This is a genomic window from Isoptericola luteus, assembly GCF_020297055.1.
GTDB lineage: Bacteria > Actinomycetota > Actinomycetes > Actinomycetales > Cellulomonadaceae > Isoptericola > Isoptericola luteus.
Genome location: NZ_JAIXCQ010000001.1, coordinates 291484 through 306962 on the forward strand (window position 1 = coordinate 291484; position 15479 = coordinate 306962).

Consider the following 15479-nt stretch of genomic DNA (forward strand, 5'->3'; position numbering starts at 1 on the left):
GAGCGGATCGGGCCGCCGAGGGCGTCACCGCAGCGGTCGTCGGGCGCGGAAACCGCGAGATCTCGCCGATTGTGAACGTTCATGCGGGTTCCGGCCAGACCGCCGGCTCGCCGGCGGGGTCGCGCGGAGCCCCGCTCGGCCGCGGTGGGCGGGGTGCGGGACGGAGTGACTGTCCACAGATTTCTTCCACAGGCCTGTGGGCGGTGTGGGGATTCCGGGCCAGCGCCTGTGGACGAACCTGTGGTCAAAGTTCGGCCCCAGAAAACCTCCCGTTCACCCCTTGCACCCGCTCCGTTGCGGGTCTAGAAACGTGGCTACCGGTCTCGAAGAGGTCGGGTCGCCGATCGCCCTTCAGGGCATGGTCGTGCACCCGCACCGAGAGGCGTCGGTCGACCGGAGAACGACGGGTCGCCCCGTACCGCGGTACGGGCTGCGGGTGACGACGCAGGCACCTGTACGGGGCCGGAAGACCACCCGCGACTGGCGTGCTCGTGGAGAACGGGCTCGTGAGGCAGCGACGCACGGCGTCGTGCATGCGCCTCACGGGGGCCGACGAGCCGTCGGGGCCGTGACGTCGACCACGGCGCCCCTGATCCCCGGGACCGTCGATCAGGGGTTCGCGGTGATCTCCGAGGCCCCCCGGCCGCCCCGGGGGGCCTCGGCATCTCCCGCGCGGCTGTGAGACGCTCGCCGTCATGAGCAACCTCGAGACCCGCCCGGCGGAGCGCGCGTGCACCGCGGGCGACCAGCCCGCCGGCGTGGAGCTGCTCACCGCGCGGGACGTGCCGCTCGGCGGACTGCGCGCGATGACCGTGCGCCGCACCATCCCGCAGCGCCGGCGCTCCCTGGTCGGCGCCTGGTGCTTCTGCGACCACTACGGGCCCGACGACGTCAGCCGCTCGGCGGGGATGCAGGTGCCGCCGCACCCGCACATCGGGCTCCAGACCGTCTCGTGGCTCTTCGCGGGCGACATCGTGCACCGGGACTCGGTGGGTTCGCTCGTGACCGTCCGGCCAGGAGAGCTCAACCTCATGACCGCCGGCGCGGGGATCTCGCACTCCGAGGAGACGCCCGCCGCCGGCCGCGCGCCCACGCTGCACGGTGTCCAGCTGTGGACGGTGCTGCCCGCCGAGCACAAGGACGTGGCCCCGCACTTCGAGCACCACGAGGACCTGCCGGTCGCCGAGGTCGACGGCGCGCGGGTCCAGGTGTTCATGGGCGCCCTGGACGTCGCGGAGCGCACGCTCGTCTCGCCCGCCAGGACCTACAGCCCGCTCGTGGGCGCGCAGCTCGACCTGGCCGCAGGCTCACGCGTCGAGCTCGACGTGGACCCGGCGTTCGAGCACGCGCTGCTCGTGGACACGGGCGACGTCACGCTCGCGGGCGACGTCGTCCCCCCGGCGGCGCTCGGCTACGTGGCTCCGGGCCGGGACCGCCTGGTCGTGACGGCCGGCGACGCGCCCGCGCGTGCCGTCCTCATCGGGGGCGTGCCGTTCGACGAGGACATCCTCATGTGGTGGAACTTCGTGGGCCGCACCCACGACGAGATCGTCCGCGCCCGCGACGACTGGACGGCCCAGGTGGGCGAGGGCGCGGGCGGCGACGTCGAGACCGCCTACGTCGCCGGCGCTTCCGCGCTCCGGTTCGGCGAGGTCCACGGCTACGAGGGCGGCGGTCCGCTGCGGGCGCCGGCGCTGCCCGACGTCCGGCTCCGGCCCCGGACGCGCCGCCGGCCCTGACCGCCCCCGCGCCCTCCCGCTGTGAGCGGACGTCTGGCCCTGTTGGCGCGCCGCAAGGGGGCCGAACGCCCGCTCACAGCGCAGCGCCGGCCGGCGGAGGTCAGTCGAGCTCGAGCCGCAGCTCCACCACGGGGACGACGCGCAAGGAGTCGTCCAGCCCGCGCTCGCGGGCGAGCGGCTCGGCCCACTCCGCCACGACGGGCTGCAGCGCGTTCCAGGAGCCCGGGTGCTCCGCGGCATAGCGCGCGAGCATCGCGGCGCCGTCGTCGGGCGACATGACGGCGGCCCGCGCCCGGACGTCGCGCCGACGCCCGATCGACACCAGCACCCGCGGGTCCGCCTGGATGTTGCGGAACCACTGCGAGCGGGGGCCGAGCCCGGCGACGACGACGATCCGGTCCGGCGCCGGGCGGTCCGACACCTCGAGCACCACGTACCGGGGCTCGCCGCTCGTGCGCCCACGGTGCGTGAGCATCAGCATCCGGTCGCCGAGGAGGAACCCCAGGCCGCTGCGGTACAGCCTGATGGGGGAGCGGACGAACCAGCGGGTGTGCAGCGCGCGCGAGACGAGGCCCATGGATGCAACGTAGCCCGGACGGCACGGCAGGTGGGGGACGACGAAGGCCCGGGCCGTCGATGCGGTCCGGGCCTTCCGTGGAGCGGGTGACGGGAATCGAACCCGCGCTATCAGCTTGGGAAGCTGAAGTTCTACCATTGAACTACACCCGCGCAGCAGCACCGCTGATGGTGTGCGCGCCCCGATCATACCCAACTGGCGCCCATACTCCGAACCGATGTGAGGTCGCGCCGTGTTCGCCCGGTGATCGCGCCACCTCGGCGCGCCTGGGGTGTCCGCCGAGACGTCCGGGCGACCGTGGACGTCTTCACTCCCGGACGTCCGGCCAGGGGGCGGGTCCGGCGGCTACCGTGTGCTCGTGCTGCTCTCCGACCGCGACATCCGTGCCGAGCTCGACGCCGGGCGGGTGGTCCTCGACCCCTATGAGCCCTCGATGCTCCAGCCGTCCAGCATCGACGTCCGGCTCGACCGCTACTTCCGGCTGTTCGACAACCACAAGTACCCCTTCATCGACCCGTCTCAGGAGCAGCCCGAGCTGACGCGCCTCGTCGAGGTGGCGTCCGGCGAGCCGTTCGTGCTGCACCCGGGCGAGTTCGTGCTGGGCTCCACGTACGAGGGCGTCACGCTGCCCGACGACGTCGCCGCGCGCCTCGAGGGCAAGTCCTCCCTCGGCCGGCTGGGCCTGCTCACCCACAGCACGGCCGGCTTCATCGACCCGGGGTTCTCGGGGCACGTCACCCTCGAGCTGAGCAACGTGGCGACGCTGCCGATCACGCTGTGGCCGGGCATGAAGATCGGTCAGCTGTGCTTCTTCCGGCTCTCGTCGCCGGCCGAGCACCCGTACGGCTCCGACGCCTACGGCTCGCGGTACCAGGGCCAGCGCGGCCCGACGGCGAGCCGCTCCTGGCAGTCCTTCCACCGGAGCGGGCTCTGACCAGGACCGCTCCCGGCGGGGAGCCGGGCGGAGGGCTGTTCCGTGGCGGGGGCAGACGTCGCTACGCTCGGTCCCGCCGCGCCGGTACCGGTGCGGGGCGCCCCGCGCCCACGTCCCGGAAGGAAGCCCGCCTGATGGCCCAGAACGCGTCGGTCCCCGTTGCCCTGCCCCCGCTGCCGCGGGCCGCGGCCCAGGGGCACCAGGCGCGCCACCTGCTCGCGGTACCGGCGGACGTCGTCGTCGACGAGGTCGAGGTGCTCGCGATGTCGCGCTTCGTCGGCACCCGCTGGGACGTGGTGCCCGCGGACCTGCCGGGCGCCGACGTGCCCGTCGGGCGGATGGCGAACCCTGGCGAGCCCGGGGTGCTGCGCCTCTCGCGGCACAGCACCATCACCGGCCCGTACGCGCCGCAGGCCGCGGGCATGGACCTCGGGCTGCCGGGCGGCACCGCGCTGGTGTTCGACGTCGTGTGCCCGCGCGAGCGCTGGGACGAGCCGCAGAAGTACGGCGGTGACAGGGACGGCCTGGCGCGGGCGTTCCCCGCCGGCCTGCCGAACCGGGAGGAGGAGCGGGTCGCGGTCTGGCTGATCCAGGCGGCCCGGCGGCTCGGGGGGTCGGTGCGGTTCGACGTCGCCGGCACCTGGGACGAGGCGGACGGCGGCCGACGCGGCCCCGGTCCTGGCCACGTCCTGACGCCGGACCCGGGCGTCGCCGTCGACCTGACGGTCTACACGGACGTCTGGCTCGACCCGCAGGCCGCGCACCGGGTGCTGCAGGGAGCGCACCCGCGCGTCCGTCTCGCCACCGAGGGCAAGCCGTACCAGGGCCCCCCGAAGGGGCTCGCAGAGCGCCCGCTGTACCCGGGCGAGCCGCTCGACGACGAGGCCCGCCGCGCGCTGCACGCCCGTGCGGACGACTTCGACATCGACGCGCTGCAGGCCCCGATGGTGCTCGACGCCTACGGGCTGGTGACCGACCTCGGGGTGGACGGCTCGATCACGGTCGAGGTGTCCGGCGAGGAACGCCTGCCGCTGCTGGTGCGGGACCTGCCGTGGGCCGCGTCGGGCGCCGTCTGCTACCACGTGCGCTGGGACGCGCCCGACCTGGTGGAGTCGCAGCGCGAGTTCCCCCAGCCGGGCCACGTCGTCGCGCGCAAGCGGGCGGCGGACCTCGTGGGCAGGATGGCGGTGGCGATCCATGCCGCGACGGGCGGCGAGATCGCCGACGAGGCGGACTTCCTGCTCGCGCCCGAGGACCTGTAGCAGCACCTGTAGCGGCACCTGTGGCGGCACGGCCGGGGGGCGGGGCCACGACGAGCCGCCCGGGAAGTCGTAGGGTCGGGTCGAGATCCACGTCACGTCCGCAGATCACGCCACCGGAGCCGGTGGGCCGCAGGGACCGATTAGAGTAAAGCCCTGCCCCGCCCCTCGACCGGACGGAGTGCTGTGCTCCCAGTGCTGCTGCTCACCTTCTTGCTGGCCCTCATGGCGCCGGCTCTGGTGTCATGGCTCGGTCGGCGTGCCTTCTGGGTGCTCGCCATCGGTCCCGCGGCGGCGACGGGCTACGCACTGGCGAACACCTCACGGGTCCTGGCGGGCGACCTCCCCGTCTCACGCACGGCCTGGGTGCCCGGCCTCCAGCTGTCGATCGACCTGCGTCTCGACCTCCTTGCCTGGTTCATGCTGCTGGTCGTCGGCGGCGTCGGTGCCCTGGTGCTGGTCTACTGCTCGGCGTACTTCGCGCGTGACGCCCTCGGCACCGGCCGGTTCGCCGCGATCTTCACCGCCTTCGCGGGCGCGATGGTCGGCCTGGTCACGTCCGACGACCTGCTGATGCTCTTCGTGTTCTGGGAGCTCACCACCGTCTTCTCCTACCTGCTGATCGGTCACTACGCCGACCGCAAAGCGTCCCGGCGCGCGGCCATGCAGGCGATCGTCGTCACGACGGCGGGCGGCCTGGCGATGCTCGTCGGCCTCATCGTGCTCGGCGTGGGGACGGGCACGTGGCGGATCTCCGAGGTGGTCGCCGACCCGCCGACGGGCACCCCCGCGGTCGTCGCCGCCGTGTGCCTCCTGGCCGGCGCCGCCACGAAGTCCGCCCTGATCCCGTTCCACTTCTGGCTGCCGGCCGCGATGGCCGCGCCGACGCCGGTGTCCGCGTACCTGCACGCGGCGGCGATGGTCAAAGCCGGGGTCTACCTGGTCGCCCGGTTCGCCCCGTCGCTGTCTGACCTGCCCGTGTGGCGGTGGCTCGTCGTCGTCCTGGGCGGCGGCACCCTGCTGCTCGGCGGCTACCGCGCGCTGCGCCAGCACGACCTCAAGCTGGTGCTCGCCTTCGGCACCGTCTCCCAGCTCGGGCTGATCATCCTGCTGCTGGGGAGCGGCGAACGCGCGCTCGCGCTCGCCGGGCTCGCCCTGCTGGGGGCGCACGCCATGTTCAAGGCGGCGTTGTTCCTCGTCGTCGGCGGCATCGACGTCGCCACCGGGACGCGCGACCTGCGCAAGCTCTCCGGGCTGTGGCGCACGATGCCGTTCACCACCGCGGCGGGCCTGCTCGCCACCGCCTCCATGATCGGGTTCCCGCCGTTCGCGGGCTACGTCGCCAAGGAGGCCGCGCTCGAAGGGCTCTGGCACGACGTCACCCACGGGGGCGACGCGCTGGCGACCGCGACCCTGCTCACCGTCGCCGCCGGGTCGGCCCTCACCGTCGCGTACGGGCTGCGCTTCGCGTGGGGCGCGTTCGGCACGAAGCGGTCCGTGGCACCTCAGGTCACGGTGCCCACCCCGGTGCGCCGCCAGCCGTGGCTGCTCGTCGGCCCGCCGCTCGCCCTCGCCCTCATGGGCCTCGTGCTCGCCCTCACGCCGGGGGTGGGGGAGCGGCTGCTCGCGCCCTACGCGGACCTGTACCCGAAGGGTGATCCCGGCCACCTCGTCCTGTGGGGCGGCTTCACCCCGGTCCTCGCGGTCACCGTGCTCGTGCTGCTCGGCGGCGCCGCCATGTTCTGGGGCCGGGCGCGCGTCGAACGGCTCCAGGACGCGCTGTGGTCCCCCCGCGGTGCGGACGTCGTCTACCGGCGCACCATGCGCCGTCTGGACGACGTCGCCGCCGACGTCACGGCGGCCACGCAGCGCGGCTCACTGCCCGTCTACCTCGGCATCATCCTCGTGGTCCTCGCTGTCGCCCCGGGCGCGATCATCGCGAGCGGCCTCGCCGGCGGCACCACCGTCCCGGTGGAGGTGGTGCCCTGGGACGAGCCCGCCCAGCTGGCCGTCGTGCTGATCATCGCCGCGTCGGCCGTCCTCGCCGCCCGCGCCCGGCGGCGCCTCAAGGCGGTCCTGCTCGTCGGCGTCGCCGGCTACGCCAACGCGGCGCTGTTCCTGCTGCACGGCGCCCCCGACCTCGCCCTCACCCAGGTGCTCTGCGAGACGGTGACCCTGGTGGTCATGGTGCTGGTGCTGCGCCGGATGCCCCCCTACTTCACGGATCGGCCTCTGGCCGCGAGCCGATGGCTGCGCCTGTTCCTCGCGGTGGTCACGGGCCTGGTCATGATGGGCCTGACCATTGCCGCACCGCTGGCGCGCGTCGCCACCCCGATCAGCGTCGACTTCCCGTCGGAGGCGGTGGAGTTCGGCGGCGGCAAGAACATCGTCAACGTCACCCTCGTCGACATCCGTGCCTGGGACACCGTCGGCGAGATCTCCGTGCTGCTGGTCGCGGCCACCGGCGTCGCGTCCCTGGTCTTCCTGCGCCAGCGCAACGCCGAGGCGCTGCGGCTCTCCAGCGGCGACGACGTCCCGCCCGACACGTTCACGCGCCGCGTGTGGCTCGCGGCCGTGAGCACGGTCGCCCCCGAGCGGCGCTCGGTGATGTTCGAGGTCGTCACGCGCGTGATCTTCCACGTGATGATCCTGTTCGCGCTCTTCCTGCTGTTCAGCGGGCACAACGCGCCGGGCGGCGGCTTCGCCGCGGGCCTCGTCGCCGGCATCGCGCTGACCGTGCGGTACCTGGCGGGCGGCCGCTACGAGCTGGCCGAGGCGCTGCCGGTGCACCCGGGCCTCCTGCTCGGCACCGGGCTGTTCCTGTCGGCGGGCGTGGGGCTGGCGTCGCTGGTGTCCGGGCACGACGTGCTGGAGAGCTTCATCGTCGACCTGCACGTGCCGGTCATCGGCACCGTGCACCTGGTGACGTCGCTGTTCTTCGACATCGGCGTGATGCTCGTGGTCGTCGGGCTGGTGCTCGACCTGCTGCGCGCGCTCGGCGCCGAGCTCGACCGGCAGGGCGACCTGAGCCGTCGTGAGCTGGAGCAGGCCGGGGAGGGAGCGCGATGACCGTCCTGGACACCACGCCGTCCCTCGCCCTCGTGATCGCCGTCGGCGTGCTCTGCGGCACCGGCGTCTACCTGCTGCTGGAGCGGCCGCTGACCCGCGTGCTGCTCGGCTTCGTCCTCATCGGCAACGGCGTGAACCTCATGCTCGTCGTCGCGGGCGGACGGGCGGGCGCCCCGCCCATCGTCGGGAACTCCCCCGCGAGCGAGCGGATGAGCGACCCGCTCGCCCAGGCGATGGTGCTCACGTCGATCGTCATCACGCTGGCGCTCACCGCGTTCGTCCTGGCGATGGCGTACCGCTCGTGGCAGATGCACGGGCACGACGAGGTCGCGGACGACGTCGAGGACCGCCGGGTCGCGCGGCACGCCGCGCTCAACGCGCCCGCGTTCGAGGACGCGGACGCCGCGGAGACGGGCGAGACGCTGGACGAGGAAGCCGCCGACGTCTTCGACGACGTCGACGACGACGAGGACGAGACCCAGGGGGCCCGATGACCACCGAACCCCTGTGGAGCGCCGCGACGCTGGTGCCGCTTCCTGTGCTGCTGCCGCTGTTCGCGGCCGGGCTGACGCTCGCCCTGCACCGGTTCCCTGTCGCGCAGCGGGTCATCAGCGTCGCCGCCCTCGCGGCCACCACCGCCGCGTCGGCCGCGCTCGTCGTGGTGGTCGACTCCGGGCCGATCGTCGTCGACGTCGGCGGCTGGGCCGCGCCCGTCGGCATCGACCTGGTCGCGGACCGGCTGTCCGCGCTCATGCTCACCGTCAGCGGCGTGATGCTGCTCTGCGTGCTCCTGTACTCCCTGGGGCAGGGCGTGCCCGAGGGCGACGAGATCCCGGACAAGGGCCAGCGCGTCGCCAACCTGCCGGTCGCGATCTTCCACCCCACCTACCTGGTGCTCGCTGCGGGCGTGGCCAACGCGTTCCTCACAGGCGACCTGTTCAACCTCTACGTCGGCTTCGAGATCCTGCTCGCGGCGTCGTCGGTGCTGCTCACGCTCGGTGGCACGGCCGAGCGGATTCGCGCCGGGTCGGTCTACGTCATCGTCGCGCTCGTGGCCTCCCTGCTGCTGCTCGCCGCCATCGGCCTCATCTACGCGGCCACCGGCACCGTGAACATGGCCCAGCTCGCGGTGCGGCTCCCCGAGATCGACCCGACGGTCCGCGTCGCCCTGCAGACCCTGCTGCTGCTCGCGTTCGGCATCAAGGCGGCGATCTTCCCGGTCTCGGCTTGGCTGCCCGACTCGTACCCGACCGCGCCCGCCCCGGTCACCGCCGTGTTCGCGGGCCTGCTCACCAAGGTCGGCGTGTACTCCATCCTGCGCACGCAGACCGTGCTGTTCCCCCAGCACGACACGGTCGACCAGGTGCTGCTCGTGCTCGCGCTGCTCACCATGATCATCGGGATCCTCGGTGCCGTGGCGCAGAACGACCTCAAACGACTGCTGTCCTTCACCCTCGTCAGCCACATCGGCTACATGATCTTCGGCGTCGCCCTCGCCTCCGAGGCGGGCACCGCCGCGGCCATCTACTACGTGGTGCACCACATCTCCGTCCAGACGGCGTTGTTCCTGGTGGTGGGCCTGGTGGAGTGGCGGGGCGGCTCGACGTCGCTCGACCGGCTGGGCGGGCTGGCCAAGCTCGCCCCGGGGCTCGCGATCCTGTTCTTCATCCCCGCGCTGAACCTCGGCGGGATCCCTCCGATGTCCGGGTTCCTCGGCAAGGTGGGCCTGCTCACCGAGGGCGTCGCCGACGGTTCCGGTCTCGCCTGGGCGCTCGTCGTCGGGTCGGTCGTGACGTCGCTGCTCACCCTGTACGCGGTGGTCAAGGCATGGAACAAGGCGTTCTGGCAGACGGCGCCGCCCGAGATCGAGCCGCACGTGGCGCTGCCGCGCGGGATGGTGTGGCCCGCCGGTGCGCTCGTCGCGTTCGGCCTGATGCTCACGGTCGCGGCCGGCCCCCTGTACGGGTACGCGGAACGGGCCGCCAGCGCCGCCATGGACGGCCACACCTACGTCGACGCGGTGTTCCCGGGCGGCTCCGAGCGCGGCACTGGCGAGTCGGTCGAGGTCGCGGACGAGACCGGCGGGGGTGACCACCCGTGAGCCTGCATCCCCGGCGACGGACCGTGCGCACCGTGCGCGGGATCGTGGCCCAGTGGCCGGCCATCGCCGTGCTCGCCGCCATCTGGGTGCTGCTGTGGGGCGACCTGTCCTGGGCGAACGTCATCGCCGGGGCGCTCCTCGCCGTCCTGATCATGGTCGTCTTCCCCCTTCCCCCCGTCGCGGCGCAGGGCAGGTTCCGGCTGGGGCCGTTCCTCGTGCTGGCGGGGCGGTTCGTCGCGGACCTCGTCGTCGCGTCGTTCCACGTGGCGTTCATGGCGCTGCGTCCCCGGTACGTGCCGCGGGGCGCCGTCGTCGTCGTGCAGCTGCGCAACCCCGACGACGTCTTCCTCACGATCACCGCCGTCCTGTCCACCCTCGTGCCGGGGTCGCTGGTGGTCGAGGCGCAGCGGCGCACCGGCCTGGTCTACCTGCACGTGCTGGACATCGAGGACTCCGGAGGGGTCGAGGGCGTGCGTCGCAACGTGCTGCAGCTCGAGGAGCGGGTGCTGCGGGCGTTCGCCTCCGACGACGTGCTCGCGCAGTGCGACGTGCCGCAACCCGGCGGCCGGACGTCGAACGAGGAGGTGGCCTGATGGTCGTCGTCGTCATCGTGGCGGTCACGCTCGTGGTGACCGCCGCCGTGCTCGCGCTGATCCGGATCGAGAAGGGCCCGTCGATGCTCGACCGGGCCCTCGGGCTCGACCTCCTCACCGCGAGCCTGGTGGGCGCCATCGCGATCGAGGCCGCGTGGGTGCGACGGACCGAGACCATCCCCATCCTCGTGGCGCTGTCGCTCGTCGGGTTCGTGGGGTCCGTCGCCCTGTCCCGGTTCGCGGCGCGCGAGCCGGAGGGCGAGGGCCGCGTGCGCTCGCCCGAGGAGGTCGCCGCTCAGGCTCGGGCCTCCGACGTCATGCGCACGGAGCACGGTCACGGCGGCACCGCCGCCGCCGAGGCGCCCGACGAGCAGGACGAGCAGGACGGCGGCCGGACCTCCGGGCGGGGGTGGCGGTCGTGATGCTCTTCGACGCCGGGACCTGGTCCCTGATCACCGACGTGCTGGCCGCGGTGTTCATCCTGGCCGGGGCGTTCCTCACGTTCGCCGCCGGCATCGGGGCCCTGCGGTTCCCCTCGCTCCTGGCGCGCATGCACGCCGTGACCAAGCCGCAGGTGCTCGGGCTCATCCTGCTGCTCATCGGCCTGTCGCTGCGGGTACGCAGCTGGTCGGCCGTGGCCATGCTGGCGCTCGTCGTGGCGTTCCAGCTCCTCACCGCCCCCGTCGGCGCGCACCTGGTCAGCCGGGCCGGGTTCCGCACCGGCAAGGTGGACGAGTCCGAGCTCCAGCCCAACCAGATGGAGCCGGACGACGACGAGCACACCGCCTGACGTCGCCGGCCCGGCCTCCGTGACGGACCGGCCTTGCCGGGCCTGGCCTCGGACGGCCCGTCGAGCACGCAGCGCGGGCGGCTGGAAGACCGGCTGCTGCCCCTCGACGACCTGGAGCGGGCGGCCACCCGGGTGCCCGCCGTCGCCGGGGCGGTGTCCACCGTCTCGATGCCGGAGGAGCCCTCGCTCGTCCCGGCCGTCACCGGGCGTGCAGCGCCTCGTGGTCCAGCAGCCGGCGCTTGACGTCGACACCGTAGCGGAAGCCGCCGAGCCCACCATCGGTGCGCAGCACGCGGTGGCACGGCACGAACAGCGCGACGGCGTTCATCGCGCACGCCCCCGCCGCGGCGCGGACGGCGGCAGGCCGCCCGGAGAGCTCCGCATAGCGGGTGTACGTGACCGGGTCCCCGGGAGCGACGGTGCGGAGCACGTCCCACGCGTGGCGCCGGAACGGACCCGACTGCTGCTGGACGGCGACCTCGTCGATCGCGTTCACGTGCCCGGCGTAGTACCGGCGCACCGCGGCGACGGCCGACGCGACGGCGGCGTCGTCGCCGGGCGCGCGGGTGACGTCGGCGGGGCGCACGTCCGGGTGGACGAGCGCGACCAGGTCGTCGACGTCGGCGGTCCACCCGGAGGCGAGCACGACCCCGTCGGGGGTGGCGACCACGGTGAACGGTCCGTCGGGGGTGGTGACGGTGGTGCTGCGGGCGGTGCTGCTCATGGTGCTCTCCTCGGGTCGGGCGGCACGGGGCCGGGGGGTCAGGCGAGGCGCCACAGGTGCATGGCGGCGTAGGAGCGCCACGGCGCCCAGCGGGCGGCGTGGTCGCGCAGCGCACGGTTCCGGGCGGGCCGTCCGCCGTCGGGCAGCGGCACCCCGACTGCCGCGGCGCCCGAGAGCAGCGCGACGTCGCCGTCGAGCCAGGCGTCCGGGTCGCCGATGACGCGCATCGCGACGTATGCGGCGGTCCACGGCCCGATACCCGGCCGGGCGACGAGCGCGGCACGCAACGCGTCAGGATCGGCCCCGACGTCGACGACGAGGTCGCCGTCGGCCAGCGCGCGGGCGGTGCCCACGACGGCGGCGCGTGACCGGGCGGGCAGGCGCAGGTGCTCCTCGGCGCCGCCGGCGACCTGCGCGGCGGTGGGGAACAGGTGGGTCAGGCCGTCGATCCGGGAGGCGTACGGGGTGCCCGCAGCCACCGTCAGCCGGCCGAGGTGCGTGCGCGCGGCGGCGACGCTGATCTGCTGACCGACGATCGCGCGGACCACGAGCTCGTGCGGGTCGACCGTGCCCGGCACGCGGATCCCGGGCACGGCGGCGACGTGCGGCGCAAGTCCAGGGTCGCCCCCGAGGGCCTGGTCGACGGCGACCGGGTCGGCGTCCAGGTCGAGGAGCCGGCGCACCCGGGCGACCACGACCGGCACGTCGGCGAGCGAGCGGAGCTCCAGGTGCAGGTGCAGCCGGCCGTCCCACCGCACCTCGAACGCGCCCGGTCCGTGCGGCAGGCGCAGCGTACGGGCATAGCGGGGTGCGGGGCCGTCGAGGTCCGCCGTCTCCACGCCCGCGACGGCGCGCGCGGCGAGGAACGCGAGCGTGCCGCGCGCGTCGAACGGGGCGCGCACGGGCAGCACCAGGTCGAGCTGTGTCGCGTCGCCAGCGCCCGTCGCCGAGGCGCCCGCCGCCGGGCGCCGGCCGCGGCGCTCGCGCAGCGTGCTGGGGGTGACGTCGAAGACCTCGGCGACGGTGTCGTTGAACTGGCGGATCGAGCCGAACCCGGCGGCGAACGCGACGTCGGACAGGGGCAGGTCGGTGCCCACGATCAGCGCGCGCGCCGTCTGCGCGCGCTGTGCGCGGGCCAGCGCGAGCGGACCCGCGCCGAGCTCGGCGGTGAGCACCCGGTGCACCTGGCGGACGCTGTAGCCGAGCCGCGTGGCGAGCCCCTCGACGCCGTCGCGGTCCACCACGCCGTCGGCCACGAGGCGCATGGCCCGGGCGGCGACGTCGCGGCGCAGGTCCCAGTCGGGGGTGCCGGGCGTGGCCTCCGGGAGGCAGCGCTTGCAGGCTCGGTAGCCGGCGTCGTGCGCGGCGGCCGACGTGACGTAGAAGGTCACGTTCTCCGGCTTCGGCGTGCGCGCCGGGCAGGACGGGCGGCAGTAGATGCCGGTGGTGCGCACGGCGGTGAAGAACTGCCCGTCGAACCGGGTGTCCCGCGCCGCGATGGCACGGTACCGGCCGGCGAACAGGGCGTCCGGGAACGGTGCGGGTGCCGGCGTCGTGGTGGCCATGCCGTCATCCTCACCCGGCGCGGGCCCGCCGGGCTAGCGGGAATCGGACACGGCCGTCAACGCTGCTCCCGCCTGGAGCGCGGCTGCGGCTAGACGTGGGTGTCGAGCCAGTCGGCGACCGTGTCCAGGTACCGCTCGCGCGCGGGCGACGGCGAGAGCGCCAGGTCGTGCGCGCCGCCGGCCACCTCGACGACGGTCACGTCCCGGCCGAGCCGGAGCCCCAGGTCGCGGATGTGGGCGACGTCCAGCACGGAGTCGGTCGTCAGCACGTCCGGGTGCCACGTCTTGTGCGGGCCGGAGCGGTCGGAGGCCAGCACGAGGACCGGCAGGTCGAGCCCCAGCCCACGGGAGACCCGTCGGTGCGCGCGTCGCACGGAGCGCATCCACCCTGCCCGCGCCGGGAAGCCCTCGTGCGGCTTCCACGTCAGGTCGAACTCCCACTCGCCGCCCGACGCGTGATGCAGCGCCCGGCCGTAGTGCTCGTGGATGCTGCCCACCACGAACCGGGGTGCGACGCCACCGATCGCCTCGATGGCCCAGGTGGCCGGGCCGCGCTGCAGCCACCCCTCGTTGAGGTCCAGCCAGGGGCTGTTGAGGACCAGCGCGTCCGCCCGTCCGGTGCGCCCGGCCGCCCACAGCGGCGCGACGAGCCCGCCCGTCGAGTGGCCGAGCACGACGAGCCGCTCGTGCCCGGCGGCACGCACGACAGCCGCGGCGGCGTCGAGGTCCTGGGCATGCAGCGCCAGGTCCGTCACGAGGTTCGGGTCGTGCCCGGCGGCCGTGTGCGAGGTGAGCGAACGCCCGTAGCCGCGCAGGTCGAGGGCGTAGAAGGCGTACCCGCGCCCGGCCAGCGCCGCCGCCACGTGCGGGTGGAAGAAGTAGTCGACAAAGCCGTGCACGTACAGCACGGCGACGCGTCGCGCGTCGTCCACCGTCCCGGTGCCGGGGGTCGACGGGACGTGCCGGACGAGGGTCGCCTCCGCGCCCTCGGGCAGCGGCAGGGTCAGTGCCTCGAAGTCCGGTCCCAGGACGTCAGCACCCCAGACGCCCGGCGCCGGGGCCGTGCCGTGCTCAGGCACCGTGCGGCGGGTCCGTCGGACGGCGTCCGGCGTCGGGGCCGCTCTCCGGCTCGCTGTCGCCCTTCGGCTCGAACGGCTCCGGGGTCGGCCCGGTGGCGGACTGGCTCGCCGGAGCGGGCGCTGCGGCGGTCGGCTCGGCCGGCACGGGAGCCGCGGCCGGGCGGGTGCCGAAGACCTGCTCCTCCGGCGTCGGCCCGGTGCCCGTGCCCGGGACGGTGCCGGGGTCGGCGACCGGTGCCCCCATGGGTTGCCCGGAGACGGCGGCGGATGAGCCGGAGCGCTGCGAGCGCACCACCAGCACCACGACGAGGGCGATGACGAGGATGCCGATCACCAGGCCCACGAGCCACCACGGGAAGTCGTTGCCGGCGACGGCGGAGCCGCGGGCCTTCAGCTCGTTGGCCTCGCCGATCTTCGGCGCCCAGGTCACCGTGGTGCCCTCGATGGCGCCGTTGGTCGCGTCGGCGTCGACGGCGCCGGGGAAGGTGATGGCGATACGCATGTCGAAGGCGTCCCGGACGCCCTCGGGCAGGGACTCGAGCTGGCTCGTGTCGCTCATGTCCATGGTGCCGGCCACGACGAAGTCGTCGCCGTCGCGCGTGATGGAGAGCGTCTCGGAGTCGTCGGCCCCGAACTGGTCCAGCGGTGCGTCCGTGAACGTGTACTTCGTCCCGGTGTACTCGTCGTCCGCGTAGGGCTCCTGGGTGGCGCCCTCGGGCAGGTCGCTGCCGAGCTCGCCGGAGCCTTGCTGCCAGAGCTCGCCCGGCTCCATGTCCATGGACTCCGCGAGCCGGTTGGAGACCGCCATGACCACGGATCCGGAGACGGTGTCGTCCGACGACAGCGTCATGTCCATGTCGACCTTCATGCAGCCGGCGAGGGCCAGCAGCCCGACGGTGGCGAGCAGGGCCGCGAGAGCGGTGCGGAGACGGCGTCGTGGCCGGGTGATCGTGTTCACCGGGCCAGCATCCCGTAGGAGGGGCACGGCGGCCAGTGGTGCAGGCTGCCGGCTTGCCATCAAAGTTGAGCGGAATACACTCAACTTTGGC

Annotated in this window: 14 protein-coding genes and 1 tRNA gene; 9 read left to right on the forward strand and 6 right to left on the reverse strand. The window is 74.0% G+C overall.

Annotation, left to right across the window (positions count from 1 at the left end; all coding sequences use genetic code 11):
• The first annotated feature begins 695 nt into the window (after nt 1–695).
• The gene (locus LEP48_RS01410; protein ID WP_225563730.1) at nt 696–1739 is read left to right on the forward strand and encodes a pirin family protein; all 1044 of its coding nucleotides are present in this window, start codon (nt 696–698) and stop codon (nt 1737–1739) included.
• A 100-nt stretch (nt 1740–1839) separates the two neighbouring features.
• On the opposite strand, the gene LEP48_RS01415 is transcribed toward LEP48_RS01410, so the two are convergent.
• Together LEP48_RS01415 and LEP48_RS01420 are read right to left on the reverse strand one after the other, a co-directional pair.
• Nucleotides 1840–2316 carry a nitroreductase family deazaflavin-dependent oxidoreductase gene (locus LEP48_RS01415; protein WP_225563731.1) on the reverse strand — a complete coding sequence of 159 codons (477 nt, stop codon included), beginning with the start codon at nt 2314–2316 and terminating at the stop codon, nt 1840–1842.
• Nucleotides 2317–2394: 78 nt separating this feature from the next.
• A tRNA-Gly gene (locus LEP48_RS01420) sits at nt 2395–2468 on the reverse strand.
• A gap of 206 nt (nt 2469–2674) precedes the next feature.
• On the opposite strand from LEP48_RS01420, the gene dcd reads away from it, so the two are divergent.
• The 8 genes from dcd to mnhG all read left to right on the forward strand — a co-directional run bounded on the left by dcd (nt 2675) and on the right by mnhG (nt 11062).
• Nucleotides 2675–3250, forward strand: coding sequence for a dCTP deaminase (gene dcd / locus LEP48_RS01425; RefSeq protein ID WP_225563732.1), 576 nt, complete (start codon nt 2675–2677; stop codon nt 3248–3250).
• A 134-nt stretch (nt 3251–3384) separates the two neighbouring features.
• A complete protein-coding gene (locus LEP48_RS01430) occupies nt 3385–4512 on the forward strand; it encodes a hypothetical protein (RefSeq protein WP_225563733.1) in 1128 nt (375 codons plus the stop codon).
• Between the two features lie 183 nt (nt 4513–4695).
• Nucleotides 4696–7578, forward strand: coding sequence for a Na+/H+ antiporter subunit A (locus LEP48_RS01435; RefSeq protein WP_225563734.1), 2883 nt, complete (start codon nt 4696–4698; stop codon nt 7576–7578).
• A complete protein-coding gene (locus LEP48_RS01440) occupies nt 7575–8072 on the forward strand; it encodes a Na(+)/H(+) antiporter subunit C (protein WP_225563735.1) in 498 nt (165 codons plus the stop codon). The genes LEP48_RS01435 and LEP48_RS01440 overlap by 4 nt, the downstream gene beginning before the upstream one ends.
• On the forward strand, nt 8069–9679 hold the full coding sequence (locus tag LEP48_RS01445) for a Na+/H+ antiporter subunit D (protein ID WP_225563736.1): 1611 nt from the start codon (nt 8069–8071) through the stop codon (nt 9677–9679). Before LEP48_RS01440 ends, LEP48_RS01445 begins: the two co-directional genes overlap by 4 nt.
• A complete protein-coding gene (locus tag LEP48_RS01450) occupies nt 9676–10272 on the forward strand; it encodes a Na+/H+ antiporter subunit E (protein WP_225563737.1) in 597 nt (198 codons plus the stop codon). Before LEP48_RS01445 ends, LEP48_RS01450 begins: the two co-directional genes overlap by 4 nt.
• Nucleotides 10272–10694, forward strand: a complete 423-nt coding sequence (locus tag LEP48_RS01455; RefSeq protein WP_225563738.1) for an MrpF/PhaF family protein — start codon at nt 10272–10274, stop codon at nt 10692–10694. Before LEP48_RS01450 ends, LEP48_RS01455 begins: the two co-directional genes overlap by 1 nt.
• Complete coding sequence (gene mnhG, locus LEP48_RS01460; RefSeq protein ID WP_225564092.1) at nt 10694–11062, forward strand: monovalent cation/H(+) antiporter subunit G; 369 nt, start codon at nt 10694–10696, stop codon at nt 11060–11062. The genes LEP48_RS01455 and mnhG overlap by 1 nt, the downstream gene beginning before the upstream one ends.
• 199 nt (nt 11063–11261) lie before the next feature.
• On the opposite strand, the gene LEP48_RS01465 is transcribed toward mnhG, so the two are convergent.
• The 4 genes from LEP48_RS01465 to LEP48_RS18670 all read right to left on the reverse strand — a co-directional run bounded on the left by LEP48_RS01465 (nt 11262) and on the right by LEP48_RS18670 (nt 15388).
• Nucleotides 11262–11786, reverse strand: coding sequence for a methylated-DNA--[protein]-cysteine S-methyltransferase (locus LEP48_RS01465; RefSeq protein ID WP_225563739.1), 525 nt, complete (start codon nt 11784–11786; stop codon nt 11262–11264).
• Nucleotides 11787–11824: 38 nt separating this feature from the next.
• Nucleotides 11825–13351, reverse strand: coding sequence for an AlkA N-terminal domain-containing protein (locus LEP48_RS01470; protein ID WP_225563740.1), 1527 nt, complete (start codon nt 13349–13351; stop codon nt 11825–11827).
• A gap of 89 nt (nt 13352–13440) precedes the next feature.
• Nucleotides 13441–14430: an alpha/beta hydrolase gene (locus LEP48_RS01475; protein WP_225563741.1), complete on the reverse strand. Its 990-nt coding sequence runs from the start codon at nt 14428–14430 to the stop codon at nt 13441–13443.
• Nucleotides 14423–15388: a DUF3153 domain-containing protein gene (locus tag LEP48_RS18670; RefSeq protein ID WP_225563742.1), complete on the reverse strand. Its 966-nt coding sequence runs from the start codon at nt 15386–15388 to the stop codon at nt 14423–14425. The genes LEP48_RS01475 and LEP48_RS18670 overlap by 8 nt, the downstream gene beginning before the upstream one ends.
• Nucleotides 15389–15479: the final 91 nt, after the last annotated feature.

Coding starts and splice junctions, on each gene's coding strand:
- LEP48_RS01410 (WP_225563730.1), top strand. CDS start 696: ATGAGCAACCTCGAGACCCGCCCGGCGGAGCGCGCGTGCACCGCGGGC.
- LEP48_RS01445 (WP_225563736.1), top strand. CDS start 8,069: ATGACCACCGAACCCCTGTGGAGCGCCGCGACGCTGGTGCCGCTTCCT.
- mnhG (WP_225564092.1), top strand. CDS start 10,694: ATGCTCTTCGACGCCGGGACCTGGTCCCTGATCACCGACGTGCTGGCC.
- LEP48_RS01470 (WP_225563740.1), bottom strand. CDS start 13,351: ATGGCCACCACGACGCCGGCACCCGCACCGTTCCCGGACGCCCTGTTC.
- LEP48_RS01455 (WP_225563738.1), top strand. CDS start 10,272: ATGGTCGTCGTCGTCATCGTGGCGGTCACGCTCGTGGTGACCGCCGCC.
- LEP48_RS01440 (WP_225563735.1), top strand. CDS start 7,575: ATGACCGTCCTGGACACCACGCCGTCCCTCGCCCTCGTGATCGCCGTC.
- LEP48_RS01415 (WP_225563731.1), bottom strand. CDS start 2,316: ATGGGCCTCGTCTCGCGCGCGCTGCACACCCGCTGGTTCGTCCGCTCC.
- LEP48_RS01465 (WP_225563739.1), bottom strand. CDS start 11,786: ATGAGCAGCACCGCCCGCAGCACCACCGTCACCACCCCCGACGGACCG.
- LEP48_RS01430 (WP_225563733.1), top strand. CDS start 3,385: ATGGCCCAGAACGCGTCGGTCCCCGTTGCCCTGCCCCCGCTGCCGCGG.